General features: G+C 65.2%; 29 protein-coding genes. 16 read left to right on the forward strand and 13 right to left on the reverse strand.

Annotated features, from left to right (window positions below; genetic code table 11):
• Window positions 1–13: 13 nt before the first annotated feature.
• Genes NJ1_RS00665 through NJ1_RS00680 form a run of 4 tightly spaced genes read left to right on the forward strand, consistent with a single transcriptional unit; the run spans window position 14 to window position 3,523 of the window.
• On the forward strand, window positions 14–436 hold the full coding sequence (locus NJ1_RS00665) for a ribulose bisphosphate carboxylase small subunit (protein ID WP_067685916.1): 423 nt from the start codon (window positions 14–16) through the stop codon (window positions 434–436).
• A gap of 26 nt (window positions 437–462) precedes the next feature.
• On the forward strand, window positions 463–1,515 hold the full coding sequence (locus NJ1_RS00670) for an AAA family ATPase (RefSeq protein WP_245717157.1): 1,053 nt from the start codon (window positions 463–465) through the stop codon (window positions 1,513–1,515).
• A gap of 13 nt (window positions 1,516–1,528) precedes the next feature.
• The gene (locus NJ1_RS00675; RefSeq protein WP_067685918.1) at window positions 1,529–2,605 is read left to right on the forward strand and encodes a class 1 fructose-bisphosphatase; all 1,077 of its coding nucleotides are present in this window, start codon (window positions 1,529–1,531) and stop codon (window positions 2,603–2,605) included.
• Window positions 2,606–2,644: 39 nt separating this feature from the next.
• Window positions 2,645–3,523 (forward strand): phosphoribulokinase, encoded by an 879-nt coding sequence (locus tag NJ1_RS00680; protein WP_067685919.1) that lies wholly within the window; start codon window positions 2,645–2,647, stop codon window positions 3,521–3,523.
• A gap of 76 nt (window positions 3,524–3,599) precedes the next feature.
• Here the strand turns inward: NJ1_RS00680 and NJ1_RS00685 are convergent, their stop codons facing one another.
• Together NJ1_RS00685 and NJ1_RS00690 are read right to left on the reverse strand one after the other, a co-directional pair.
• Window positions 3,600–4,202, reverse strand: a complete 603-nt coding sequence (locus NJ1_RS00685) for an HdeD family acid-resistance protein (RefSeq protein ID WP_067685921.1) — start codon at window positions 4,200–4,202, stop codon at window positions 3,600–3,602.
• 88 nt (window positions 4,203–4,290) lie between these two features.
• Window positions 4,291–5,010, reverse strand: coding sequence for a YoaK family protein (locus tag NJ1_RS00690; protein WP_067685923.1), 720 nt, complete (start codon window positions 5,008–5,010; stop codon window positions 4,291–4,293).
• 137 nt (window positions 5,011–5,147) lie between these two features.
• On the opposite strand from NJ1_RS00690, the gene NJ1_RS00695 reads away from it, so the two are divergent.
• Window positions 5,148–6,314 (forward strand): thiolase family protein, encoded by a 1,167-nt coding sequence (locus NJ1_RS00695; RefSeq protein ID WP_067685925.1) that lies wholly within the window; start codon window positions 5,148–5,150, stop codon window positions 6,312–6,314.
• Window positions 6,315–6,404: 90 nt separating this feature from the next.
• On the opposite strand, the gene NJ1_RS00700 is transcribed toward NJ1_RS00695, so the two are convergent.
• Window positions 6,405–7,172 carry a 2-phosphosulfolactate phosphatase gene (locus tag NJ1_RS00700; RefSeq protein ID WP_084477602.1) on the reverse strand — a complete coding sequence of 256 codons (768 nt, stop codon included), beginning with the start codon at window positions 7,170–7,172 and terminating at the stop codon, window positions 6,405–6,407.
• Between the two features lie 514 nt (window positions 7,173–7,686).
• On the opposite strand from NJ1_RS00700, the gene NJ1_RS00705 reads away from it, so the two are divergent.
• Both NJ1_RS00705 and pip read left to right on the forward strand, forming a co-directional pair.
• Window positions 7,687–8,325: a DUF3558 family protein gene (locus NJ1_RS00705; RefSeq protein WP_084477603.1), complete on the forward strand. Its 639-nt coding sequence runs from the start codon at window positions 7,687–7,689 to the stop codon at window positions 8,323–8,325.
• A gap of 73 nt (window positions 8,326–8,398) precedes the next feature.
• Window positions 8,399–9,370 carry a prolyl aminopeptidase gene (gene pip / locus NJ1_RS00710; protein WP_067685931.1) on the forward strand — a complete coding sequence of 324 codons (972 nt, stop codon included), beginning with the start codon at window positions 8,399–8,401 and terminating at the stop codon, window positions 9,368–9,370.
• A gap of 93 nt (window positions 9,371–9,463) precedes the next feature.
• On the opposite strand, the gene NJ1_RS00715 is transcribed toward pip, so the two are convergent.
• Window positions 9,464–10,675, reverse strand: a complete 1,212-nt coding sequence (locus NJ1_RS00715; protein WP_169813063.1) for an alpha/beta hydrolase family protein — start codon at window positions 10,673–10,675, stop codon at window positions 9,464–9,466.
• A 157-nt stretch (window positions 10,676–10,832) separates the two neighbouring features.
• Between NJ1_RS00715 and NJ1_RS39610 the strand changes: the two genes are divergently transcribed.
• Window positions 10,833–11,042 carry a hypothetical protein gene (locus NJ1_RS39610; RefSeq protein ID WP_169813064.1) on the forward strand — a complete coding sequence of 70 codons (210 nt, stop codon included), beginning with the start codon at window positions 10,833–10,835 and terminating at the stop codon, window positions 11,040–11,042.
• A gap of 175 nt (window positions 11,043–11,217) precedes the next feature.
• Here the strand turns inward: NJ1_RS39610 and NJ1_RS00725 are convergent, their stop codons facing one another.
• Complete coding sequence (locus NJ1_RS00725) at window positions 11,218–11,424, reverse strand: hypothetical protein (RefSeq protein WP_067685937.1); 207 nt, start codon at window positions 11,422–11,424, stop codon at window positions 11,218–11,220.
• A gap of 254 nt (window positions 11,425–11,678) precedes the next feature.
• Window positions 11,679–12,254, reverse strand: a complete 576-nt coding sequence (locus tag NJ1_RS00730; protein ID WP_157573668.1) for a chloramphenicol phosphotransferase CPT family protein — start codon at window positions 12,252–12,254, stop codon at window positions 11,679–11,681.
• Between the two features lie 209 nt (window positions 12,255–12,463).
• On the opposite strand from NJ1_RS00730, the gene NJ1_RS00735 reads away from it, so the two are divergent.
• Entirely contained in the window at window positions 12,464–12,964 is a 501-nt protein-coding gene (locus NJ1_RS00735) for a hypothetical protein (protein WP_067685941.1), read from the forward strand.
• A gap of 343 nt (window positions 12,965–13,307) precedes the next feature.
• Here NJ1_RS00735 and NJ1_RS00740 read toward each other — a convergent pair whose 3' ends face one another.
• Entirely contained in the window at window positions 13,308–14,429 is a 1,122-nt protein-coding gene (locus tag NJ1_RS00740; protein WP_067685943.1) for an epoxide hydrolase family protein, read from the reverse strand.
• A gap of 214 nt (window positions 14,430–14,643) precedes the next feature.
• Between NJ1_RS00740 and NJ1_RS00745 the strand changes: the two genes are divergently transcribed.
• Window positions 14,644–15,012, forward strand: coding sequence for a hypothetical protein (locus tag NJ1_RS00745; RefSeq protein WP_067685944.1), 369 nt, complete (start codon window positions 14,644–14,646; stop codon window positions 15,010–15,012).
• A 190-nt stretch (window positions 15,013–15,202) separates the two neighbouring features.
• On the opposite strand, the gene NJ1_RS00750 is transcribed toward NJ1_RS00745, so the two are convergent.
• Window positions 15,203–16,030: an FAD-dependent oxidoreductase gene (locus NJ1_RS00750; protein WP_245717158.1), complete on the reverse strand. Its 828-nt coding sequence runs from the start codon at window positions 16,028–16,030 to the stop codon at window positions 15,203–15,205.
• Between NJ1_RS00750 and NJ1_RS00755 the strand changes: the two genes are divergently transcribed.
• Window positions 16,009–16,587, forward strand: a complete 579-nt coding sequence (locus tag NJ1_RS00755) for a TetR/AcrR family transcriptional regulator C-terminal domain-containing protein (RefSeq protein ID WP_245717159.1) — start codon at window positions 16,009–16,011, stop codon at window positions 16,585–16,587. The genes NJ1_RS00750 and NJ1_RS00755 overlap by 22 nt on opposite strands.
• A gap of 357 nt (window positions 16,588–16,944) precedes the next feature.
• Here the strand turns inward: NJ1_RS00755 and NJ1_RS00760 are convergent, their stop codons facing one another.
• Complete coding sequence (locus NJ1_RS00760; RefSeq protein ID WP_067685946.1) at window positions 16,945–17,559, reverse strand: dihydrofolate reductase family protein; 615 nt, start codon at window positions 17,557–17,559, stop codon at window positions 16,945–16,947.
• Window positions 17,560–17,795: 236 nt separating this feature from the next.
• Window positions 17,796–19,013: an AraC family transcriptional regulator gene (locus NJ1_RS00765; protein ID WP_157573669.1), complete on the reverse strand. Its 1,218-nt coding sequence runs from the start codon at window positions 19,011–19,013 to the stop codon at window positions 17,796–17,798.
• 75 nt (window positions 19,014–19,088) lie between these two features.
• Here NJ1_RS00765 and NJ1_RS00770 point away from each other — a divergent pair, with 75 nt between their 5' ends.
• On the forward strand, window positions 19,089–20,672 hold the full coding sequence (locus tag NJ1_RS00770) for an MFS transporter (protein WP_067685950.1): 1,584 nt from the start codon (window positions 19,089–19,091) through the stop codon (window positions 20,670–20,672).
• A 145-nt stretch (window positions 20,673–20,817) separates the two neighbouring features.
• On the opposite strand, the gene NJ1_RS00775 is transcribed toward NJ1_RS00770, so the two are convergent.
• Window positions 20,818–21,222 carry a winged helix-turn-helix transcriptional regulator gene (locus tag NJ1_RS00775; protein ID WP_067685952.1) on the reverse strand — a complete coding sequence of 135 codons (405 nt, stop codon included), beginning with the start codon at window positions 21,220–21,222 and terminating at the stop codon, window positions 20,818–20,820.
• Window positions 21,223–21,319: 97 nt separating this feature from the next.
• Between NJ1_RS00775 and NJ1_RS00780 the strand changes: the two genes are divergently transcribed.
• Window positions 21,320–22,189 carry an alpha/beta fold hydrolase gene (locus NJ1_RS00780; protein WP_067685954.1) on the forward strand — a complete coding sequence of 290 codons (870 nt, stop codon included), beginning with the start codon at window positions 21,320–21,322 and terminating at the stop codon, window positions 22,187–22,189.
• A gap of 167 nt (window positions 22,190–22,356) precedes the next feature.
• Here NJ1_RS00780 and NJ1_RS00785 read toward each other — a convergent pair whose 3' ends face one another.
• A complete protein-coding gene (locus NJ1_RS00785; RefSeq protein ID WP_067685956.1) occupies window positions 22,357–23,259 on the reverse strand; it encodes a LysR family transcriptional regulator in 903 nt (300 codons plus the stop codon).
• Between the two features lie 155 nt (window positions 23,260–23,414).
• Here NJ1_RS00785 and NJ1_RS00790 point away from each other — a divergent pair, with 155 nt between their 5' ends.
• The 3 genes from NJ1_RS00790 to NJ1_RS00800 all read left to right on the forward strand — a co-directional run bounded on the left by NJ1_RS00790 (window position 23,415) and on the right by NJ1_RS00800 (window position 24,856).
• Complete coding sequence (locus NJ1_RS00790) at window positions 23,415–23,726, forward strand: EthD family reductase (protein ID WP_067685958.1); 312 nt, start codon at window positions 23,415–23,417, stop codon at window positions 23,724–23,726.
• Between the two features lie 108 nt (window positions 23,727–23,834).
• Complete coding sequence (locus NJ1_RS00795) at window positions 23,835–24,413, forward strand: DUF3885 domain-containing protein (RefSeq protein ID WP_084477605.1); 579 nt, start codon at window positions 23,835–23,837, stop codon at window positions 24,411–24,413.
• A gap of 221 nt (window positions 24,414–24,634) precedes the next feature.
• Window positions 24,635–24,856 carry a DUF2283 domain-containing protein gene (locus NJ1_RS00800; protein WP_067685960.1) on the forward strand — a complete coding sequence of 74 codons (222 nt, stop codon included), beginning with the start codon at window positions 24,635–24,637 and terminating at the stop codon, window positions 24,854–24,856.
• A 30-nt stretch (window positions 24,857–24,886) separates the two neighbouring features.
• Here the strand turns inward: NJ1_RS00800 and NJ1_RS00805 are convergent, their stop codons facing one another.
• Window positions 24,887–25,417, reverse strand: coding sequence for an SMI1/KNR4 family protein (locus tag NJ1_RS00805; protein WP_157573670.1), 531 nt, complete (start codon window positions 25,415–25,417; stop codon window positions 24,887–24,889).
• Between the last annotated feature and the right edge of the window lie 111 nt (window positions 25,418–25,528).

Here is a 25,528-nt window from a genome sequence, read left to right on the forward strand (position 1 = left end):
GCGAGGAACCGCAATGCGTCTGCGTCACGGCACCTTCTCGTACCTGCCCGAGTTCAGCGATACCGAGATCGCCGCACAGGTCAGGTACGCGCTCCTGAACAATTGGCCCGTTTCCATCGAATACACCGATGATCCGCACCCCCGCAATGTGTACTGGGAGATGTGGGGGCTGCCCCTGTTCGATCTCGACGAGCCCGACGGCGTGCTCGCGGAGATCAACGCCTGCCGGGCGACGTTCCCGCGCCACTACATTCGCGTGATCGCGTACGACGCCTCCTACGGTCGGCAGACCACGGCGCTGAGCTTCCTGGTGCAGCGCCCGGCCGAGGAGCCCGGATTCCGGCTCGACCGCACCGAGGGCGCGGATCGGTCCCAGCACTACGGCTTCCACGCGTACGCCCTGGATCGGCGTTCCGGTGAAAGGTACGGCGGCTGAATGCCTGTGCACAGCGGAGGATCATCGTGAGCGGCGAAGCGCCCGCGACGCCGAACGGCCGGGAGTCCGCTCCCGGCCGCTCGGCCGGCGGCTTCCAGATGTATCGACCCGGAGCCGCGGGCTCGGTCCCGGGGCGCGGCACGACCACCGAGGGAGCCGAGGACGCGCCGCCCGAGACGCTGGCCGACGACGCCCTGCTCGATCTGTCCACGGATGTGGCGGGCAAGGACGTCGAGGGGACCCTGGCCCGGCTCGACGCCGAACTCGTCGGCTTGGCGAACGTCAAACGCCGGGTGCGTGAGATCGCGGCGCTGCTGCTGATCGACCGCGCCCGTCAGCGCTTCGGTCTGCAGGCCACCCGCCCCACCATGCACATGAGCTTCACCGGCGGTCCGGGCACCGGCAAGACCACCGTGGCCCTGCGCATGGCCGAGATGCTGCACGCCCTGGGATACATCCGTAAACCCAAGGTGCACACGGTGACCCGTGACGATCTCGTCGGCCAGTTCATCGGCCACACCGCGCCCAAGACCAAGGAGGCCCTCGCCAAAGCCGCCGGGGGCGTGCTGTTCATCGACGAGGCGTACTACCTGTTCCGCCCGGAGAACGAACGCGACTACGGGCAGGAGGTGATCGAGATCCTGTTGCAGGAGATGGAGAGCGAGCGCACCAGCCTCGTGGTCATCTTCGCCGGATACCCGGACCGCATGGACACTTTCTTCTCCGCCAACCCGGGCCTGTCCTCCCGCGTCGCGCACCACATCGAGTTCCCCGACTACTCGCACGGCGAACTCGTCGAGATCGCCGATCTCATGGTGCGGCAGGAGAACTTCCGCTTCGACGACGCGGCCCGCCGAGCCTTCTCGGACTATCTGGAACTGCGCATGGCCCGCCCGCGCTTCGCCAACGCCCGCAGCGTGCGCAATGCCCTGGACCGGTTACGCCTGCGCCAGGCCAAGCGGCTGGTCGAGCTGCACCGCCCGGTCGGCCGCACCGACCTGATCACCCTGACCGACGGCGACGTCTACGGCAGCAGTGTATTCACAGAGACCCCCGCGACGGAGGGGGCTCCCCAGTGAGGAATTGAGCGGAATGCCCGAAGGACACAAGACCCTCACTCGCTACACCATCGAGCAGGAGCACAAGCATCCCGGATCCTCGGGTGAGTTCTCGGCCCTGCTGAACGTGCTCGCCACCGCGACGAAGATCATCGCGAATCAGGTGACCCGCGGCGCGATCGTGGGGTCGCTCGGCGCGGCCGCGGCGGACAGCCTGCCGGTGAGCGTGCATCGGCGGATGGATGCCATCGCGCACGACATCATGGTGTCCGAAAGCCAGTGGACGGGGCCGCTTTCGGCGCTGGTGTCGGAGCAGATGAGCGGGATTCATCTGGTGCCCAGCGAGTTTCGGCGAGGGAAGTATCTGCTGGCCTTCGACCCGCTGGACGGATCCAGCAATATCGATGTGAATCTGCCGGTGGGAACGATTTTCAGCGTGCTGCGCGCACCGGAGGACTCGCGCGAGCCCACCGGCGGTGACTTCCTGCAGCCCGGCGTACAGCAGGTGTGCGCCGGGTTCACGCTGTACGGACCGGCCACCATGCTGGTGCTCACCACCGGCAGCGGCGTGGACGGATTCACCCTCGATCGTGAGGTCGGGGCGTTCGTGCTCACCCATCCGCGCATGCGAATACCGGACGACACTTCGGGTTTCGCGATCAATGCCGCCAACGAACGCTTCTGGGAACGCCCGGTGCGCCGCTACGTCCACGAATGTCTCGAGGGCGTGGACGGCCCGCGCGGGCGGGATTTCAATATGCGGTGGGTGGCCTCACTGGTGGCCGACACCTTTCACATCCTGACTCGTGGCGGGCTGTACATGTACCCGCGCGACACCCGCCATCCGGCACGGCCGGGGCGGGTGTCGCTGTTGTACGGCGCGAATCCGATCGCCTTCATCGTCGAACAGGCCGGGGGAGCGGCGATCACGGGGCACGAGCGGGTGCTGCAGGTGCAGCCGGAGGAACTGCATCAGCACATCCCGGTGATCTTCGGATCCCGCAACGAAGTCGAGCGCATCGCGCGCTACCACCGCGAACCCGAGGAGGGGCCGGCCTTCGACGCCTCGCTGTTCGGGTCGCGGTCGCTGTTCCGTTCGGCCGAACGCTGAGAACCGCGAAAATCGCTGTCCGGCAATCGAGGAGGTGCCATGTCGGTCAAACATCCCGTGGTCGCGATCACCGGGTCGTCCGGTGCGGGGACGACCAGCGTCACGCGGACCTTCCAGGAGATATTCCGCAGAGAAGGCATCAATGCGGCCATCGTGGAGGGAGATTCGTTCCATCGCTACGACCGCAACGAGATGGCGCTGGCCATGGCCGAAGCCGAGCAGAACCGGAACCTGCACTTCTCGCACTTCGGACCGGAGGCGAATCTGCTCAGTGAGCTGGAGGCGCTGTTCCGCGACTACGGGGAGACCGGCGTCGGCGCGGTGCGGCGGTATCTGCACGACGAGGGGGAGGCCAAGCCGTACGGTCAGCCCCCGGGCACGTTCACCCCGTGGGAGGAGCTCTCGCCGGGCAGCGATCTGCTGTTCTACGAGGGTCTGCACGGGGCCGGGGTGACCGAGGACGTCGATGTCGGCCGGTACACCGATCTGCTGGTCGGGGTGGTGCCGATCGTGAATCTGGAGTGGATGCAGAAGGTGCACCGCGACAAGACCGAACGCGGGTACTCCGCCGAGGCCATCATCGACACCATCCTGCGGCGCATGCCCGACTACGTGAAGCACATCTGTCCGCAGTTCTCGCGCACGTATGTGAACTTCCAGCGGGTGCCGACCGTGGACACCTCGAATCCCTTCACCGCGCGCACCGTTCCGACCGCGGATGAGAGTTTCGTGGTGATCCGGTTCGCGGATCCGAAAGTGATCGACTTCCCGTATCTGCTGTCCATGCTGCACGATTCGTTCATGTCCCGGCCCAACAGCATCGTGGTGCCCGGCGGCAAGATGGACCTGGCCATGCAGCTGATCTTCACGCCGCTGATTCTGCGGCTGATGGACAAGCGGCCCAAGCGTCCGCGCTGAATCGGGAAACCGTCTGCCGCACAACGGAACCGGCGGCCGCCTCGACACGAGGCGACCGCCGGACCGGAGCGTGAATTCAGAGTGCCTGCGGCACTGTCTTGCTGCTGCTGCGCACCTGGAACGCGCTGATGATCTCCATGATGCCGATGAAGATCAACCACCAGCCCGCCACCAGGGTCAGGGTCAGCAGCGAGCCGAACGGCGCCGCGATCAGCCAGCCGCCACCGATGATCAGCACGATGCCGAAGAAGATCGCCCAGCCACGGCCCGGCAGACCGTCTCCCGATACGCCGGTGATCAGCGAGCTGACACCGCGGAAGATCCAGCTGATGCCGATCCAGATGGCCAGCAGCAGGATCGCGGTGGCCTCGCCGCGGTCGGTCCAGTCGTGGAAGCACAGGAATCCCAGGATCAGCGACAGGATCGCGCTGATGAACCCCAGGATGCGCATGCCGGGGCTGAGGTGCAGGCCGAAGGCCGCGATCAGACCGAACACACCGGACACAATCAGATAGATGCCGAAGAGGATGCCCGCGACGAGCAGAGTCTTGCCCGGCCAGGCGAGGATGATGATGCCCAGGATCACCGAGAGCACACCGGTGACCAGGATGGACTGCCACGCGCTTCGGGCCAGCATGTGCACCGGCCCCTCGGTAACTTCCTCTTTGCTGGTTGTCATAATTCGGAGAATATGCCCAAATAGGACGTTTTGCGGTTTATTTGCCCGGTGTGGTGCGCGGTTGTGATACTCGCCAACCAAGCGACCGTCAGGCCTGTTGTTCGCGAGCGCACTGCCGTCGGTACCAGCGCTCGTCCGCACGCCAGGTATAGGCCGCGACCAGCGCGGATCCGACGAGCGCGGCATCGAGCATGAACGGGCCGTCCACCACGAGACTCACCAGACCGCCCAGCAGTGCGCCCACGACGAAGGATCCGTACTGCACCGCGTAGCCGAGCCAGTCGCGCACGGTGCCGCCGGCCATGTGCCGCTCGATGCCCTGCACCAGCTTGACCAGGGTGCCGGTGATGTACGAGACCGGAATCGACACTTCGCCGTTCTTCACGAACGAGGTGTTGAGCGCGCCCATTCCGAAGGCCACGAACAGGATCGGCGCGAGACCGATGCCGACATCCTGTTGTTCCTGGAAGGCGTCCGCGGCGACCGCGCCGATCAGTGCGACCGTGGCGAGCACGGTCGCGCCGTGCGGGTGGTTGCGCCACCAGTAGCGCCGGCACAGGGAGGCGACGAAGACGCCGGACAGGAAGGCCAGGATCAGCAACGCGGCGCTGCGGGCGATGGTGTGATCGCCGACGAAGTGGCCGATGGTGGCGCGCTCGGTGTTTCCGGTCATGAAGGTGACGAAGTAACCGGCCGAATGCGCGTACGCGGCCGCGCCGACGAAGCCCGCCAGCATCAGCAACGCGGTGGACAGGCGAGCCTCCAGAGTCCAGAAGGGCTCGGGGGATTCGTCATCGGGGGTGGTCATAGCGACAGGCTAGCAACCATTCGGCTACTTGGCCGGGCGGCGAAAACTCGTGGCTGACCGCGCGCCGCTCCTGGGGTACAGTGCTTATGTTAACCGGAATTCACATCCGGTGAGGCTGGCACGAACAAGGAGTACACATGACCTCCGCCGTCATCGTCGACGTCGTACGCACCCCGTCGGGGAAGGGAAAAGCCGGTGGTGGACTGTCGGAAGTACATCCGGCAACGCTTCTCGCCGGAGTGCTCGAAGCGCTCGTCGAGCGCACCGGAATCGATCCCGCCCTGGTCGATGATGTAATCGGTGGTTGCGTAACGCAAAGTGGTGAGCAGGCGTTCAATATCTCGCGGACGGCCGCGCTGGCGGCCGGATTCCCGGATACCGTGCCGGCCACCACAGTCGACCGGCAATGTGGGTCGAGTCAACAGGCCGCGCACTTCGCCGCCCAGGGCGTGCTCGCCGGGGCGTACGACATCGCGATCGCGTGCGGCGTGGAATCCATGTCGCGAGCCCCGATGTTCTCCAATGCCCAGGGCAAGGACGCCAACCGCGCGCCGCTGGCACACCGATTCCCGAACGGGCTTGTGCAACAGGGGATCGCGGCCGAGGTCATCGCCGCGCGCTGGAAGTTCGACCGTGCCGCGCTGGACGAATTCTCCGCCCGCTCACATCGACTCGCCGCCGAGACCGCCGCGAACGGTGGGTTCGACAACGAACTCGTGGCCGCGGGCACGCTGACGGCGGACGAAACCATCCGTGCGACAACGACTGTCGAGGGTCTCTCGGGGCTCCAGCCCGCGTTCGTGGATGCGGAGTTCAAGGCGCGTTTCCCGGAAATCGACTGGTCCATCACGCCCGGCAACTCCTCCCCGCTCACCGACGGCGCCTCCGCGGCCCTGATCATGAGCCAGGAGAAGGCGAACCAGCTCGGCCTGAGGCCGCGCGCCCGCTTCCACAACTTCTCCGTCGTGGGTGATGATCCGCTGCTCATGCTGACCGCCGTCATTCCCGCGACCCGCAAGGTGCTGGCCCGAGCCGGGCTGTCCATCGACGACATCGACGCCTACGAGGTCAACGAGGCCTTCGCCCCCGTCCCGCTGGTCTGGGCACACGAACTCGGTGCCGACCTCGCTAAACTCAACCCCCGCGGCGGCGCGATCGCCCTGGGTCACCCCCTCGGCGCCTCCGGGACTCGGATCCTGACCACCATGGTCAATCATCTCGAGCAGACCGGCGGGCGCTACGGACTGATGACCATGTGCGAGGCGGGCGGCCTGGCCAACGCCACCATCATCGAACGCCTCTGAGCTCGGCGACTCGCGAGATCGTGGTTCCCCGACGGGCGGGGAACCACGATTCGCTTGCGACCCAACGACATCGGGGCGTGCGTCGCTCGTTCAGGATGCGTTGACGAACGCTCCATCGACCAGGAGCGGGACACTCTTGCTGGTTTCGATTTCGGTGGCGATGGCGACGTCGTCGCCGAATCCCATCGCGGCGAGTTCGCGGCCGGACGCGCAATCGAGGATCAGCGTGCGAACGTCCTCGATGCCGTCGTAGCCGGCCTTGGCGAGCGACGCTTCCGGGGACAGTGGGCCGGTACCGCGTTCGGCGAGTGCGGCGATGACGGCGGCGGCGCCGAGCCAGTCTTCGATCGCGGGCCGCAGGACGTCGGTGCCGGGCCAGTGTTCACCGGCGGCGATCACCGTGACGGGACTCGACTCGGTTCCCCAGCCACGACCGGCTATCCAGTCCGCGACCGCCGATGCGTTGCGCAAGCACGCGGCGATCACCGGAATGCCGGTGACAGCGGCGGAGATCGCGGATCCGTTCGGGGAGGGCAGGACCAACCGCGCCGGGGCGGGCGCACGGCGCAGGGACGCGGGCGACAACGACCACGGCTGCTGTGCCGAGAGGGCGGAGCGGCCGACCGCCAGTTCCGCGTTCTGCTCGGCGGCGAATTCGGCGGCGCTCCCGTCTCGCCACGGGTACGGCAGGACCTGGGTCCCGGCATCGACCGCGACCGAGACGGATGTCGTGAACGACAGGACGTCCACCACCACGACCACCGCGCTCTGTGGACCCAGCGCCCGCGCGCCCGTCAAACCCCAATCGACTCGGACGCCCGACGGCATCTGCCTCGACCACTCCGGAACCTCGCCCATCCCCGCCCCTTTCACGTGCCTGACCCAATTCTGGCGACTGGTCAGTGTGTCAGAGATCAGGCGAGTGTGCCGAACGGCATCGAATCGGGTGGGAGCGACCTACGACCTGAACTGATGTCAGGGCGTGTTCTCTGCCCGCCCGGGCGCGCCTGCCGGAATGTCGTTGCGCCACTGCCGGTCCGGCTCCGCAACCCCATGAATGGTGTCTGGTGCAGCATCCCTTCACGTGTTATGGCGTTGTCAATTGTAACGAAACAAGCACTGCCCCAACGGTATCCGCGCTCTGTGTCGGAATTTGCGTGTAACAGGCGGAGCTGTGTCGTCGATTCAGTCATCGAGGTCGCAATGGGGAACGGAGTGCTGCGGCGCGTTCTGATGGCTCGCCGAGATGTGAACCGGGCCCACTGCGACCCGAGTTCGGCATCCGTTCGTGACGCCGGATCTCGGCTACCCGACATTCGGGGCATGGATGGCTGAGTCTCGCTGAAAAGATTTGCTGTGAAGGAGTTTCGTCATGCTCGGAAGTAGGTCTACAGGAGTGGTGGTGGCGGCTGCCGGCGTGGCAATGCTGCTGTCCGGATGCGATAGCGACACCGGCAGTGGCCAGTCGGCCCCGCCCAGTTCGCGATCGGCGGCGTCGGTGTCCTCCGTGCCCACCGCGGGGAACGACGAGCCGGGAACCGCGCCGGAGACCCCGACGGTGGCGACGTCGATCGATCGACAGCCCGCGACGACAGAGCCGGTGGCGCTCTGGGATCCCTGCGGGATCTCCGAGGCAGACATCACGAAGCTGGGGTTCCGTGCGGACAGCAGAACGGTGCTCACCGGCACCGACAACTCCGGTGATGTCAGCTGCCGTTGGCAGTCGGTGACCGGCAAGTCCGAAGTGACGATCGTGGCGACACGCAAGACGATCGACGACTTCAAGCAGGGCGGGCGCTACGTGGACTTCAGCGCCGTCACGGTCGCGGCTCGACCGGCCGATCAGTATCGGGCAGCGCAGGATACGAACAAGATCGGCTGCTACATCGGGGTGACGGTACCCATGGGGCTCGTCCTGTTCGTCACGCGCAATCTGCAGGCGGACGCACCGCAGGAACCGTGTGCGGCCGCACGTCGAGTCGGCGACGGGCTGACCGGTTATCTGCACTGAGTGAGCCGGTCGGCGCCGCTCGCGTGTCGAGTTCCCGGCAGGGGTTTCGGCACGCGCAGGTAGCGTTGCGGCCATGTCTGGGTCTGGAGCGCGGCCACCGTTTCCCGAGATCGAGCCCTATGCGTCCGGTTTGCTCGATGTCGGGGAGGGTGATCGCGTCTACTGGGAGACGAGCGGAAACCCGGACGGCCGGCCCGTCCTGGTGGTGCACGGCGGTCCGGGCGGTGGTGGACGGCGGGGAGCTCGAAAGACATTCGATCCCACCGTGTTCCGGATCGTCATGTTCGATCAGCGCGGCTGTGGCGAGAGTCTGCCGCACGCCTCCGACCCCGGTGTCGACCTGGCGCACAATACGACCGAACATCTGCTGGCCGATATGGAGCGGCTGCGCGAGCATCTCGGGATCGAGCGATGGGTGCTCTACGGCGGCTCGTGGGGTTGCACCCTCATCCTCGCCTACGCTCAGCGCCACCCGGACCGGGTCATCGGGATCGTGCTGGTGGGAGTCTTCATGACCCGGCCGCAGGAGATCGACTGGCTCTATCACGGCCTGCGGTTGCTGTTGCCGATCGAGTGGGAACGGTTCCGGAGTGGGGCGCCTGCCGAATATCGCGACGGGAACCTGGTCGAGGGCTATCGGCAGTTGATGGAACAGCCGGATCCCGCTGTGCGCGAGCAGGCCGCACACGACTGGTGCACCTGGGAGGACGCGGCGATCGCCCACGAAACCCTGGGCGCGCCAGGGCAATACAGTGCCAAGCCGGATGCGGCGTTGCTCGCGTTCGTGCGAATCTGCACGCACTATTTCGCGCATGGGGCCTGGCTCGAGGACGACCAGCTGCTGCGTGAGGCCCATCGGCTCGCGGGGATCCCGGGTGTTCTGATCCATGGGCGTCTCGACCTGTCCGCGCCGTCACTCACCGCGTGGGAGCTCGCCCGAGCGTGGCCGGACGCGGAACTGAAGATCATCGAGGACTCCGGGCACACCGGCAGCCCGGCCATGGTGGGCGCCATCTACGACGCCGTCGCCCGATTCGCCGGCTGAACCCACCCGGCACGTCGGATCGGCGCGCCGGGTTCCGTCCCGCAGCACCCGGTTACGCAGTGCGGCAATGATTGTCGAGACACCGGCATCGGTTCACGGATGCGGAAGCATCTCCGGCTGCGCGAGTCGCTGGATGGTTTCCACGGGGGACCTGGCGCTGCGGCCGAACACGGCGTCGAAGTAGGCCAGCAGATAGGAGCGCTGCAGATCGATCGAGCGGGTGGCGTCGATCGGGCCGATCGCGGCGTTCCGCACGTCCGCGCTGAGCAGACCGGCGGTCGCCAGATCCGCCACGAACACCTGCGCGTCGGTGAGGGACATATGCCTGGTGCCCGCGATGCGCAGGGGGAACTTCGGTCCGGTGTTGTCGGCCCAGTACGGTTCCCAGCCGGGGCTGGCGAACCAGGGGGAGGTATCGCTGGCAAGCATCAGCAGCGGGCGATCGAGACCGTCGGCGGCCACCGAGCCGAGTATCGGCCCGTCCAGGTTGATGCCCGCGGCGACTCGTCGGTCGTCGTGCATCGTTTGCGCGGTGGTCGTCCCGCCGAGCGAATGACCGAACATCCCGACCTTCGTCACATCCAGAATGTCGGGGAGGTTCGGCGGCAACGCGGGACCCGCAGTGGAGTGCCGAGCTGTCGCAGCGAGTTGATCGAGAACGAACCGAGTGTCGGCGACTCGAACCGGAAGCAATTGGTCGGACAGGACGCTCGGCGGCGAATCCAACGGCACCATCGTGCGTTCGATGCGACCGTCGGGAAACTGCACGGCGAAGGATTCGTGGGTGTGATTGACGGCGACCACGATGTAGCCGTGACTGGCGAGATCCTCGGCCTGGGCGGTATTCAACCCGGTGGTGTCGTCCAGGCCCGGAGAATTCAACAGGATCGGAAACTGCCCGCCGCCCACCCGGGCCGGCTCGTCACTGCGGCTGTGGCTGGGGGCGAGCGTCCAGCTGTCGGGAGCGACACCGCTCTGAGCGAGACCGTAGCGCTGTTCTTCTCGGCCGCCCGGCGGCAACCACGGTGCCAGGGGTGAGCTGCCCGCGTCGTCGGCCGGGTACCAGATCTGCACCATCAGTTCGCGGCGTCGGCTCTGATCCCACGGATCGGCGCGGTCGGCATCGGTGAGATGCCAGTCGGTGACACCGACCGGATACGGTCCGGTCGGAGCGGGCAAAGCGATCGTGACAGCCGTCTCCGCAGGCATGCCGGGGCTCGCGTCCGCGACGCCGGTGACGGCTGTGGCCGCCATCGCCGCTGCCGCGACGGCCAGGATATGCCGTCGTAAAGCCTTGTGTTCCAAGTTGATTCCCCCGAGATAGTGTGAGCCTCGGTTGGTCACCATACAAGATCTGAAATGATCGTGGACCACTGATCGTCGCAAAGCTCGGGATTTCGAAAGTGCGTGTATATCTCTGCGGTATCGGCGTGAAAGGCTGTCGGGTAGAGGGGGATTCATCATGAAACGAATACGGTCGTCACCGATCGGAGTGGCACTGCTTGTGATCAGCATGGTCGCGAGTTGGGCGACAGGCAGCGCGCTGGGCGGGGTCGCCGTTCTCGGGGTGGCCGTCGTGGTGGTGTTCGTGCGGGCACTGCGCGCAGAGCAACGCAAAGTCAGGGCGCGAGACACAGCGAACCGGGATAGCCCCAGTGGCGAGGCGCGCTGAAACCTCGCGTGCCCGGTGCCGCGGGGTCGCGCCGTGCGGGTGCATCGAAAATCGTTCGGCGGCAGAGCGGCTGGAGCACCACCGTGCCGAGCTCGCGGCCATCGGCGGCGGGCTCGGCATGACGGCTACCCATCGTCGACATCGACCCGGGTGCCGAATTCCACCCGGGCGTGACTCAGGATTCGGGAATCAGGTCCGCGGCTTCGGTCAGGACCTTCTTGTAGAGGCCGTCGAGTTCCTCGTACCGCGTGGTCGCCGCTTCGAGGTCGGCTTGCAATTCGCCGACTTGCCGTTCGAGACCCGCTACCTTGACGTCCAATTCACGGTTCTTGTTCTGTTCCTCGATCAGCGCATGTTTGAGGTCGTCTTCGTGCTCACTCATCGGCTCTCCCGCCTATCCCGGGTCGGTCCGCCCGACCCAGCGGCAACTCTAGAGCGTCGCGGACAATAAGGAGATCTGTTGCCCCACAGTCACATCGGACCGCGATCCGACGACCTCCCCGCCTGCGGTTATGTGGACTGCACACCGACCGACCGCCGTGCAGGTCGCCTCCTCGGGGACTTGGCCAGGCATCACGCCAGGCACACGAGTCCGGAACCGTCCCGACGATCCTGTGTGCTTCGGCCGAGCCCGTGTCAGAGCGCAGTACGGAGCCTGTCGAAAGCCCGAGGGTTCCCACGAGCACCAGCGCATCGCCGGATCTCGGCCGAGCAGTCGGCCAATTTCTGTGAACTTGTATCGACCTCGCAGTCGTAGACACCGTGCCGATGTGTGCCGGCCAATTGTGCGATCGCGGTACCGACGAGCCGGTCGCCGCGCTGCTTCTCGCGCCGAACCAGTTCGTCCCGCGAGCAATGGACACCGACGAACACCACGTCGATCCCGGTCATGACTTCCAGGCAATCCCGCAAGCGCCACGGTTCACTCAATACGTGATCCATCACAATGTCGTTGCCCGCCAACGCCATTGCGGCGACCGCTCGATGAAATCCGGCCCGCGTCCGATACAGCACCTGCTGCAGCGCGTCCTGATCCAGCAGATGTGTCTGTGGTTCGGAACGCATCGTGCCGATCATGTCCGCACCGATGTGGAAGAAGGGGCGGTCGAGATCACCGAGAAGCTGACGAGCGAGACTGCTCTTACCGGAACTCGATACCCCGTTGAGCAGGATCACCTGCCCTGGCGCAGCGCCGTCGGGAGCCGAGATCATCATCCCACCGTAGAGCCTCGATACGCCGAACGCGACGGAAGCTGGTTCGGATCGCCCGAACTTCGTGCGTTCGGCGGGGGAGTAATCAGGAGAAGCGCTAGGACCGGCGCTGGCCGATTGGCTGGGTGCACAACGCAGCGTTCCATATTTCAGCCTGCCCCCGGATGGTTGATCTCGTACCTACGACCTTGTCCCTAGACTTCGACAACGTGAAAACATACGACCGTCGCGGATTCGCGTTGGCCTACATCGATGCGAACAACCCTTCGGACATCGGTTTCGATGCCGAGCGTGTCGGCTACCCCGAAGCGCTGCACGGGCATCGGACTGCCCTCTTGGCAGGCATTGAACGGCTGTTCGGGATCACATTGGAAATGGCGGCGGTACCCGCCGGTATGCGCCCGGTGTTATTGGTCTTCCGGAGCGTGGCGAGATCATATGCGTCCATCGCGGGGCCCATGGACGGCTATCTGGAAGCAGGGCTGATCCATGACCGATTGGAACAGGTCGGAATTCACGATGCGTTCCTGTCTGGCATCGGCTGGATCGCCGAACTCAACGAAGAGTCCAGAGTGACTCACCTGGATATTCTGACCACGTTGCTCGGTGTGCTTCTCGGCGACAACGCCGACAAAGTGATCAGCGCCGAGGAACTGCAGGCTCTGGGCGTGAACACAGTCCCACCGAACCCCACCGACTTCGGGTTCTAGACGGGACACCCAGCCACACACTCAACTCGACAGGAGCGGATGTGCCCGCGCGACAGCCGGTCTCGCCCCCAGTCGCTCCCCGTCGACCGGTTCGGGCAGCGCGGTATGCGGCAATGTCGTGGATTCGGCGGCGCCCGCGCGAATCCTGATCCGGCCTGGACCTCCGCTCTGGCCACCCGACAGTGTGAAAACTGACTGCCGGCGGCAGTTCATGGAGGGTCAGGCCGGGTGCCCTCCGATCTGCGAGTGCGCTCGTCGGCATGATCACGCAATATTGGTGGTCGTATGATGCTCCGCCCGTTGATATTTCGCCGCTCCGTACTTACATGAATGGCATGGACAGTCAGCGGAACAGGCGGAAGAATCCGCGTACCTGCTCGACCAGTGACTGCGGCTGTTCGAGTGCGGCGAAGTGGCCACCGTGGGGCAGTTCCTCGAACCAGCGCAGGTCGGTGAAACGCAGTTCGGCCTCCCGCCTCGACGGGCGGGTGATGTCGCGCGGGTAGATCGACAGTCCGGAGGGGGCGCTCACCTTGTCCCGGAAGTTGGCGAAGCTCTCCCAGTACAGGCGCGCCGACGACGTGGCCGACGCGGTGAACCAATAGACCGAGATCTCGTCGAGGATCTGCCGGCGGGACACCGCGTCCTCGGGGTGGCCGTTGTTGTCCGTCCAGGCCCAGAACTTTTCGGCGATCCAGGCGGCCTGGCCCGCGGGGGAGTCGGTGAGGCCGTAGCCGAGTGTCTGCGGCCGGGTCGCCTGAATCGCCGAGTATCCCCGGCCGGTGCGCTGGAACTGCTTCTCGGCCTGCAGATTCGCCAGTTCCGCGGGTGTCGGGTCGTCGAACGTGCCCGCCGCCACGGATCCCAGGTTCAGGTGCACGCCGACGACCCGCTCGGGCGCCACCTCGCCCAGCGCGCCGGATACCGCCGAACCCCAGTCGCCGCCCTGTGCGCCGTACCGTTTGTAACCCAGCGAGACCATCAACGTGTCCCAGGCGCGCGCGGTGCGCGTGACACCCCATCCGGTCGTCGACGGTTTGTCACTCCAGCCGTATCCGGGCAACGACGGCGCGACCACATGGAACGCGTCCGCCGGATCGCCGCCGTGCGCACGCGGGTCGGTCAGCGGGCCCAGGACCTCCAGGAACTCGAGCACCGAACCCGGCCACCCGTGGGTGAGCACGAGCGGGAACGCGTCCGGCTCCGGCGAGCGGACGTGCAGGAAGTGGATGCCCAGCCCGTCGATCGTCTCGCGGTACTGCGGAAAGGCGTTCAGCCGCTCGGCGAACCCGAAGTCGTAGTCCTCGGCCCAGCTGCGGCACAACTCCTGCGCATACGCCAGCGGCAAACCCTGTGACCAGTCGTCCACCGGCTCGGGCTCGGGCCACCGCGTCCGTCGCAATCGTTCACGCAGGTCGGCGATCTCGGCTTCGGTGATGCTGACCTGGAATGGCTCGGCGGACATGGCAAGGCTCCTCACTGGTCAAGGCGTTATCGGACCAGGCGCAGGTCGGTATCGGAGCTGATGGCCCACACGTTCCGGATACGGACCTGATCTTGATCTGACCTCCGCCCAGCATGCCAGCACTCGACCGCACCCTGCAGTCCCGATGGCATGCCCCTGAAACTATGGGCACCAATCTCATCTGAAGCAGGTGGATTTCAAATAACCTGCGTCCATGTCTCTCCAGAAGCAGGCGCTCCGAACAGGACTGGCAACGCTGACCCTGGCCGCGGCCATCACCGCTGCTGCCGGCCCCGCCTACGCGGAAATCACCCTCGAATCCCCGGCCGAGACGGCTGCGGACGTAGGCTCGAGCACTGGCTCTCTCGACCCCGCCGTCGGCTCCTCCACGTCCGACTCCGGCTCGGCGGCCCTGATCAAAATCCTCGAGCCCTCCGGCCACGGCCTGAGCAGTGTCGAAGATATGCTCCCCGCCGCCCTGCGGATACCCGTCGCCGAGGCCTTCGCCAAATTCCTGATCAGCCTGTCCTCCGGGAGCACTTCCCCCTGCACCACCAACTGCACCGGCGGCCAGCTCCCCTGACCACATCGGCGGTGGCCGGAAACGTGCAGGTTTCGTCAGTTACGACGTCCATGTCTCCGCCCGGAACAGTGTCGGTTCCATGGGAGAGAATGTGCGAGAAATCCTGCACCGCTATGGTTTCGGCATCGGAGACAACGACGAGGTCTTTCCCTCGACCATACGACCCGGAGTTGCCCGCGACGGGTTGGGTCTAGGGAAGTTTCGCTTCGGGGGCGAAGGCGGGAAGCTTCTCGAGACTGCTGCGCACGGCCTCGGCGCCGTACTCGAACATCTGCCGCTCGTAGTCGTCTACCGCGCCGCCGAGATCCCGACGACCTTCGTTTGCCTCGATCAGGCAGCGGCGCAGCAGATCGGCGTCGCGCAGTGCGGTGTTCGCGCCGTTGCCGCCGGTGGGGGAGGTGGCGTGGATGGCATCGCCGAGCAGCGTGACCGGGCCGGATGCCCAGCGCTCGCGGGGCTCGACCACTCGGATGGACAGCAAGGTGCTGTTGTCCGGGTCGGCCTGCTCGATCAGCGCGCGCAGTTGCGGGTGCCAGCCGTGCATCCTGGACAGCACGGCGTCCTGCGGGGTCAGGTCCTGTAGTGAGCCGTTCGGCGGCAGGATCATGGCCCAGCGCACGTAATCGCCGATGTCGGGCAACGTGACGTCGGGTGCCAACTGCTCGGCAGCTTGCTTCGGCGGAGTGCGAAAACGCATCGCGCCGAGCAACAGGCTGACGCCGTCTCCCGCGATCTTCGAGCCGAAAGCCTTTGACAGACCGGCGAACTCGTCGGTCAAGGGGGTGCGGCCGATGACGAATCGGACGCCGGTGTCGGTCGGGGTGATCTGCGGTGCCAACACACTGCGGACCGCGGAGGTGACACCGTCCGCGCCGACGAGCAGGTCGGCGGTGACCGGGTCGCGGTGAGCGAATCGGGCTCGGACCTTGCCGTCGGGCAGTACGTCGTAGTCGGTCAGCGCGGTATGACGCGCTGACCATTCGCCGGGTCGCCACCGTGCTCGGCACCGGTCCGTCATCGCTGTACGCGCACATCGTCAACAAGGACGACATCGACGATCTGCTGATCGGCAGGCTATTCGCCGAAGTCGTTCTCCCTGAACCGGATTCGGAGATCTGGCGCGACCAGCTACTCGGGGTGTACACGCAGATCCGCGACCTCTACCTGAAATACCCCGGAGTCTCGCGCGCCGCGCTGGCGATGGTGTCGACCAACCTCGACACTCTGCGGGTCGGCGAAGGCATCCTGGCAATCCTGCTCGCGGGCGGCATCGAACCGAAGACGGCCGGCTGGGCCCGCGACGCGATGTCCCTCTACGTCAGCGCCTACGCGCTGGAGCAGTCACTGGTCCAGCAACGACGACGGCACCAGGATCAGGAATGGGTGCTCAGCCATGAGGAGCTGCTGGACCGTTTCACCGCGCTGCCCGCCGAGCAATTCCCGCACACTCGACGCCATGCCACCGAGTTGATCTCCGGCACCGGACCCGACCGCTTCCGGTTCGCCCTCGGTCTGCTCGTGAACAATCTGCTGCCTGCGGCCGGTCGATCCGATGCGGGTGTCGAATCAGCTTGAATTCTTCAGGAGGGCAACGTGTCTCACTGTGTTTAACGTCCCTCTGACCGTCGATCGTCCACAGGTCCGCGATAACCACTTCGGATCTCGCGGGTCGCGGCGGATGAGCGCGTTCGAGGCAGTGCTCGTGCTGGGAACGAGGACCGACCACCGGCGAGCCGGCTGTGTTGGCCTGCATGGGCGCGCTGGAAGCACTGCCGGTCAACCGATTCGGACTGCCGCCGCCCAACGTGCGGATGGCGCCATTGCCGATCACTCGCGCTGACCGAGGTCAGCGCGAGTGATCGCGATCCTGAACGTCTTACGTTGATGGGCGAGTGTTGGTCGGGAAGGTCCTCGATGGTCAGGTCGTTCCGGCTATTCCGCGGGCGATGTCGTATCGGCGACCCGGTCATAGGTGAGGAAGGCCGCTCCGCTGCCGAGGACTGTGTGCTCGACGAGGTTCCACGCATTGGGAGCGAAGCTCGCCGAGCGGCCGAACATCGGAATGCCCACTCCGAGGGTGAGCGGGCTGAGCTTGACGATGACCTGATCGATCTCGCCGTAGAGCGCGCCTGCCAGGTCTCCGCCGCCCACGAGCCAGATGTCCTTGCCGCCTTGACGTTTCAGCTCGCGCACCGTTTGCGCCGGATCATCGGCCACGACCTTCACCTGTGGGTCCGGGCTTTCGGTCAGGGTCCGGGAGAAGACCACATGCTCCAGATGCGGGTAGGCATCGGACACCCCGGCCGCCAGCCCGATCTCGTAGCTCTTGCGGCCCTCGACGACAGTGTCGAACCGAACGTTCTCGGCCGTGATGCCGAACGCTGCTCGCGCCGCCCCGGGCAGCGTCTCGGGGTACTCCTCGATGAGGTGCTTCAGGTAGTCCTCCGACGGAGTCCAGAAGCCGCCGGGCCCGGTCGGGTCCGATCCGTCCGGGCCCGCGATGAAGCCGTCGAGAGTGGAGGCGATGAGATACACCAGCTTGCGCAAAAAAGGGCCCTTCGTCGATCGGATGGTGAGTGTCCGGCCCGAACCGGACGTTCACCGAGCTATCAGCTCTGTTGGAACTGGATCAGTAAAGCACTTCATTCGAAGTACTGCAAGCAGAGTGGTCCAATAAGTTGGGCGTCTCTTCCGATGAGGAGACCTTGCAGCTGAAGGTCGCAATCACCCGGGTCACCGTGAGAACGTCGCTGTCTGAGGCGCGAGAGGTCGTCGAGATCGATTCAGCCCGAGGGCATCGAGGTTTCGGCACGACCGATGTCGCGTCGCGTGGGCTCCGGACGCCGCCGGTAGGCACTGGGTGGATTGCCGGTCCATCTTGTGAACGATCTACTGAACGCCGCGGCGCTGGCGTAGCCGAGGCGGGCCGCGGTTTCCGTCACCGTGAGGTCGAGGACATCGAGCAAATCGATTGCCAGCGCACAGCGAGTCTCCTCTTGGAGCATTCGGAAGTTGGTTCCCTCCTCGGCGAGGCGTCGATGCAGGGTGCGGCGGTCCATGTTCAGTCTGGCCGCAATCTCGGTTGCAGCAGGCGCGGCGTGGATCTCGTGCAGGAGCACGGCGCGGATTCTGGCAGCGAGCGGGCCGCGGGTCAGTCGATTCCGCATGAGATCCAGGCAATGCTGCTCACACAGAGCAGCGGTCGCCGGATCCGGCATCGACATCGGTTCGGCAAGAAGATCGAGTGGAAACGTCAGTTCTGTCTTCGGGCGGTCGGCAATGATCGGGAATCGTCCGATCGGATCGTGTGCGAGGTCGGTGAGCATCCGAGTCATGCCATCGACCAGTTTCGCCGCCCGGTCGTCAGGAAGCGCCAGCTCCAAGCGCGTATCGCCGAGTCGATCGACGAGTTGCGGGCTGAGACACCGCAACACGATCACTCCGAAGATGATGGCGATGTCACGTTCGAGCAGGAAGGCGCGGACCTCGGCAGGAAGGTTCTTGTGCTGGAACGTTATCCGCCCCGTCGTCTGGGTGAGGCTGACCGTGATGTCGATGAATCGGTTGCCGATCTGCAACGTTCGTAGTGCGACTCGCAGGGCCTCGCCGGCAGTCGGGCTGCTGAGCATGGCGAAGCCCAGTAGGCCGAAGTTCGCCAACGAGAAGCGCATCGCGACCTCGGTACCGAGCCCAGGACGGTCTCCGAGTGTCTGCACCAGATTCCGGGCCACCGATAGCTCTTGCGCGCCTTCGACTTCCAGGTCGTCGGCGTCCAGATCAGCGAGATGGAGCCCCGTCGAGGCGAGCAGGCGACGCCCCGAGATCCCGTGATCGATTCCGACCTGGACCATATGCCGAATTCCGATGGCGCCGCGCCTGAAGTCCCACGACTTTGCCTCCACCGCGCCGAAAGTATCACGATTCGGTCCCATCGGATCATTCCCGCCGCACCGGCCGGCTCGTACGGTGGCCTGAGGCCAACCGGAATTCGGCGCATGCACTGGGGCACACAGAGAGCGATTCGCTCTCAGCTCCGACGCGGTACCGTCCGCCACAGACAAGAAGGTCCAAAACCGATGCGTTCCATTGTGATTCGATGGCTAGGACTGGCGGCTCTGTGCTTTGCCGAGTTGCTGGTATTCCTGGACAACACCATCGTCAATGTCGCGTTGCCGAAGATTTCACTGGATTTGAACGCCGGCACATCTGGCTTGCAGTTGGTAGTGGACATGTACACACTCGTGTTCGCCGGCCTACTTCTGACCGGCGGGTATCTGGGTGATCGCTTCGGTCGCAAGATCGTGCTCCTGGTGGGAATCGCAGGTTTCGCGGTGGTGTCCGCACTCGCGGCGATATCGAGAGACCTGGGGCAACTGATCGCAGCGCGAGCCGGCCTCGGACTGTTTGCCGCACTTGTCTTTCCGGCCACCCTTGCCATCGTGGTGATCCTGTTCGACGACCTCCGCGAACGAGCGATCGCGGTGGCGACGTGGGCCGCGGTTGCCGGAGTCGCCGCCGCGATCGGCCCGGTAGTGGGAGGTTGGCTGCTCGCCCACTATTCGTGGAGTTCGATCTTCTGGATCAACGTTCCCGCCGGTGCCATAGCGCTGTTCGCGGTTGCGGCGCTTATTCCACCCAGTCGGAATCCCGACGCTGGACGCTTCGATCTCGGTGGCATGGTGCTGTCGATGGTCGGCATCTCGATCGTTGTCTACAGCGTGATCGAGGCCCCGAATCACGGCTGGCTGACCATCCGCACCATCGGTGGGATCCTGGTCGGTGTAGCGGTCATCGCAGCGTACGTCGTCTGGGAGAACCGATTCCCATCACCATTGTTCGACATCCGACTCTTCCGTGACCGCAACTTCGCTGCGGCGGCGCTACTGCTGACATTCGGCATGTTCGCGCTCATGGGATTCGTATTCCTGATGACTCAATATTTCCAAGGCGTCAAAGAGTTTTCACCTTTGGACACCGGCCTCCGAACACTGCCATTCGCCATCGCGATGACGGTTTTCGCCGGACCGAGTATGTGGTTGGGATCGAAGATCGGAGCGGGCCGTACCGCCGTGCTCGGATCACTGGTCATGGCCCTGGCCTTCTGGCTCACCATCCGGTACGACGCGATCACGTCGTACTGGGGAGTGATTGTGCCCGTTATGGTCACGTTGGCCGCAGGCGTGTCACTTGTCGCGGGGCCGGCAACCTTGATGGTGCTCAACGAGCTCTCAACCGGGCAGGTCGGTGCGGGATCTGCAGTCAACGACACGAGTCGCGAACTCGGCGGGACTCTGGGAGTCGCCGTACTCGGCTCGATTCTCGCTTCGGTCTACTCCGGGAAGATAGCGACCGACGTGGCAGACATACCGTTGCCTCAGACCGCACACGAGGCAGCCACGAATTCCATGTTGACCGGGATTCAGGCCGCTCGCTCGATTCCGGGCCCTACCGGGGACCAACTCGGTGATGTCGTCAAAGGTGCGTTTCTCGATGGCTTCCACACTGCGTCTCTTGTCGCCGGAGGTGTGGCAGCAGTCGCCGCTGTCGCTGGGTGGCTCTTACTCGAACCACGCCCACACGCGCGCGCCGACGACCTCACGAACCCCTCGGAGACAAACCGTGTCGCCGGTTACCTGGCGCCATCGAACCACCGGCATTGACCAACGACCATCTCTGAGCATCCGTTACGAAACTGATCGACCAGTGGCTTGGCGGTTTCGGATTGTGGTGGCATCGTGCCACCGCCGAATCGATCCGGTGCGCGGCCGATCAATGCCCGACACGGTACGAGCACGTGTCGGGGAGCTACGGGGTGGTTCGGGCGTCGGTGAGGGTGTTGGCGTTGTCGATCTCGGCCATGTGATCCTCGGCCCAGGTGCGCAACGCCGCCAGCGGGATCTCCAGGGACAGGCCAAGTTCGGTGAGTCGGTAGTGCACGCGCGGTGGCACTGTCGGCTCCACCCGGCGAGTGACCAGACCGTCCCGGACCAGGTTGTGCAGGGTCACCGACAGCATTTTCTGGGATACGCCGGGCATCCGCCGCCGCAGTTCGGCGAACCGCACCTCGCCCGGAGCGGCCTGCGCGAGGACCTTGACCGCCATCGACGTCCATTTCGTGCCGATGCGGTCCAGCAACTGACGTGTCGGGCATTGGGAATCGAACAGATCACCGCGAACCGGCGTCTTCGCGTGCGCTGAGCGAGTGGTCACCTGGACCTCACCACCTGTATTCGAAGTGCCTTCTTGGTAGCGCAACCGAGGTTACCTACCGTTTTCTGGTAACCAATGGTAACCGCATGGAGGACCCATGATCCATCCGCCACCGCACCAGACCGCCCCCGTCGAGCTGCGCGGGATCGAAACCAACGGCATCCGCGCCAACGTCGCGATTGCCGGTTCCGGTCCCGCAGTCGTTCTGCTGCACGGCTTTCCGCACACCTGGCGCCTGTGGAGCGAGATCATCGGCCCGCTGTCCGAGCACTACCGGGTCATCGCCCCGGACCTACGCGGGTTCGGCGCCACCACCCGTGCGCTGGACGGCTACGACGCCGGCACGCTCGCCACCGATATCGCCGGGATCCTCGATGCCCTCGACGAGCCCACCGCGGCCGTGGTCGCGATCGATGCCGGAACCCCCGTCGCGGTCCTGCTCGCGCTGCGCCATCCCGAGCGGGTACGACGGCTGGTGGTCATGGAGGCACTGCTGGGCCGACTCCCCGGCGCGGAGGACTTCCTCGCCGCCGGTCCGCCGTGGTGGTTCGGATTTCACGCCGTGCCCGGTCTCGCCGAAACGGTCCTGCTCGGGCACGAGGCGCGGTATATCGAATGGTTTCTCAGCACCGGTACGCGCGGGCGGGGTGTGCGGGCGGATATCCACGACGCGTTCGTCGATGCCTTCACCGGTGATGACGCCCTGCGCTGCGCGTTCTCCTATTACCGTGCCCTGCCGACCAGCGCCCGCCAGCTCGCTCAGGCCGTGGCGGCCGAGCGGCTCACCGCGCCCACCCTGGCGATCGGCGCCCATCCCGTCGGCGACGCGCTGGAGCGACAGCTTCGACCCATCGCCGATGACGTTGTGGGACAGCTCATTCCGGAGTGCGGTCATATAATCCCGCTGGACAGGCCACAGGAACTGCTCGACCTCATGATGCCGTTCCTCGCCACCGACCGGGTGTAACCCACAACTCGGCCAACTCTGCATGTGAGTCCGTCCCGCTGGATCGCTGGGGCCAGTTCAATTTCCGATTCACAGTGCTGGCCTACGGCGAACTCGCATCCGCTGAAGGGCGCCGTCCGGAGTTCGATGCGCAGTCACCGATGGCATCGCGCGTGACCTGCCGCGCGTCAGTCCGGCAGCCAGTGCAGTTCGTGTGCCAGGGTTTTGGCGATGGTGCGGATGCGGCGGTGCAGTGGTGACAGCTCGCGTGGGAGAACCAGGTGGATCGTCATGGTCGGTGCGCCCCGCAGTGGTCGCCACGTGATACCCGCCGGTGCCACCGTGACCGCGGCTTCACTGGCCGGGGCGAGGGTGAGTCCGTCGAACAGGTCGCGCTGAGACATGTCGAAAGAGACAGCGGGCGTGTGGAATCGGGGGATCGGCCGGGAGTCGCGGAACAGTGCGGACAGCTGATCGTGAATCACGGGGTTGGCGGTGCGATCGGGGAGTCGCAGTGGATACGCGGCCGCGTCGGCGATCTCGATCTCCGGGTGTTCGGCCAGCGGATGATGCTGTGCCAGTTGCACTCCGACGCGCTGATGCCGCAGCGGGAACCGTCGCACGCCGCGACCCGGCTGTTCACCGCGGGTGATCCCCGCGTCGATGCGGCCGTCGGCGACCGCGGGGGATATATCCGGTGTGGCCATCGGGACCGCGCTGACCTCGAGTCCCGGGCTGCTGCGAATGAGCTTGTCCACCAAGGCTGGCGCCGTCTCGGCCCCCGCGCTGAGGCTGTATCCGATGCGCAGCGTGCCCAGTTCACCGGCGCCCGCGTTCCGGGCGGTGTCCCATGCTCGGTCCAATGCTGCCAGCGCGGGCGGCGCGGACTCCGCCAAAGCCGCACCGGCCGTGGTCAATACGACGCTACGGGTGTCGCGCACCAGCAGGCTCGTACCGAGTTCCGCCTCCAATCGGCGCATCCGGGCACTGAGTGCGGGCTGCGCGATACCGATCCGTGCGGCCGCGCGGGTGAAGTTCAACTCCTGCGCGAGCACCAGGAAGTACCGCAGGCTCACCGTATCCGGCGCCACGTGCCCTCCCCATCGATTGATAACGATCGGTTCTGAGTCTATCCCGATCCGGTCTTTCCCTCGGCCACGCATCAGGCTCTAACCTGCGAATATGACGATTCAACCGGTCGCGATACCGGACATCGCACTCACACCCTGCGCTGCAGGAGGCAGTCGTGCATAAGTTGGTGGTCCTCTATCCCAAGCCCGCCGACCCTGACCATTTCCGCGACTACTACGTGACCAACCACCTTCCGCTGGTCATGAAATGGCCGGGCCTGCTTGGGTGGCGCTACAGCTTCGACGTGGCGGCGGCCAAGGGAGAAGCGCCGTATTTCGCGGTCTTCGAAGCCGACTTCGCCGACGCCGCCGCCCTGGCCGCGTCGCGGGAGTCGCCGTACGGCCGGCGGGCGGCCGCCGATGTCGTCAACTACGCCACCGGCGGTGTGGTGGTCATCGACTATCCGGTGCAGAGCGGCACCTGCTGAGTCTGGCGGCGAGGCACCGCCGTATCGCGGTGGGCTACGAGGGCTGTCAGCGGTCGGCGATCCGGCTCGGCCGTGAGCACCACACTCGTTCGCCGATACTGTGATCGGATGTGCGGCGATGATCTGTCGGAGCTCTGGCAACAACGGTGGCCGGGATGTCCTCCGCTGGCCGATGAACTCAAGCATGCCTACCGGGATCGATGGGTGCGATTTCACAGTCTGCCCGGGTCCAAGCGCTACCCGGAAACCGCTGCGGAATACGGCATCGTGCTCGACCGGTACAACACGGTCCTGGACGAGTTGTTCAGCGAGAAAGAGATCCACCTCCTCACCTGTGATTGGTCCAATCGCCCCGAGCCGCCCGCACGCACCGACAGCCGGTGGAATTCCGAGGCCCGCTACTGGACCTCGGTCCGCACCGATCCGACCGAGACCGATCCCGAGTTCATCTCCTACACACACCTGTTCGTCCAACGACTGGTCTGGCATCGCGGCGCGATCGACGCCCTGTTGCATGCAGTAACCGACGACGCCACCGCCGGAGTCATGATCGCCGACCTGTCCTTGGAACGGATCTACCATCCCTACGACGGCGGCGCGGATGTGCTCCTACCCACTGGCGCCGAACGCGACGCGCTCGTGCGCCGCCACCCGGATTGGCTTTCCCAGCACCCGAATGGATTCTGAGTTCCATACGGACAGAAACGGATTCACTAGTAGCGCCTACGAGCGGCGTCTGATCCGGAATACCAGCAGAAGCACTCGAGGGATGTTGCGATGACCGCCTGATGTCGTGTGCCACGGATAATCGAGATGCGCTCGGCCCGTAGATCTTCGGGCGTCTCCGATGAACGTCCTACGTGGCAGTTGAGTGCACAGGGTGAATGGGGTGTTGGCAGGATGTCGACATGATCACCCCCAGGGTCACCTACGACCCCGTAGCCGACGCCGCGTACATCTACCTGACGCAAGATATTCCGTCAGGTGGTGTGGCCAAGATGGTCCCGGTCGATCCGATCGCGATCGGAGGGATGGTCAACCTCGATCTCGACGCCGACGGGGTCATAGTCGGGATCGAGATACTCGGTGCGAGTGCGAAACTTGATCCGGACCTCCTGCCTGACGAGTGAACCGCGAATGAACGAACAGCACTGCCCGGGCTATCCATACATCGTGATCTCGTCGATCTGGGTGACAAGGTAGCTGTACAGGTCGGGATAGGGCTCATCGATCGGTAGCTCCACAACAGAGCCGGGCCGAAGCACATCAGAATCCCCGATGAACAAGAAGGCCGTGTTGCTGTAGCCGTTGTCGCTGGTCACGAGGGGCTGAAAGTCGGCGGCAGTGACATTTGCACCGATCTCTTCGCCCCACTCTTCGTCATCGAACCAGAGTTGTGCGATTTGCAGACCTGATTCCCAGCGAGGACCGACGCCGATGTCAGCGGAGCCGAGTAAGGAGAACGATAGATAGAAGTAGTCCCACCCATCAGCTATCGAGAGCAGCTCTCGGTATCGCGCCGCCAAGGGCCGACCGAGCCTCCGCTCAGCGGTGGCCAACTGTGCTTCCGCTGCACCGGGATTCGGGCAGGTGTCCGCTTCCGTGCCACCGGTTTCCAACAGTCGCTGCTTCTGGGCCACCAACCGCTCGAACAAGTCTCGCCAGACATCCGGACCTACTGGTGTACTCATGCCGCTCCCCATCGGATGGTCTCTCCTACGAGGAGGTTAGCCAGGTCAGTTCAGCTTCACGATATTCGGTATGTGGGTGTGTTACCGGCGCTGAGACGATTGTTACCCGTT

The sequence above is a fragment of the Nocardia jejuensis NBRC 103114 genome (assembly GCF_001613145.1).
GTDB lineage: Bacteria > Actinomycetota > Actinomycetes > Mycobacteriales > Mycobacteriaceae > Nocardia > Nocardia jejuensis.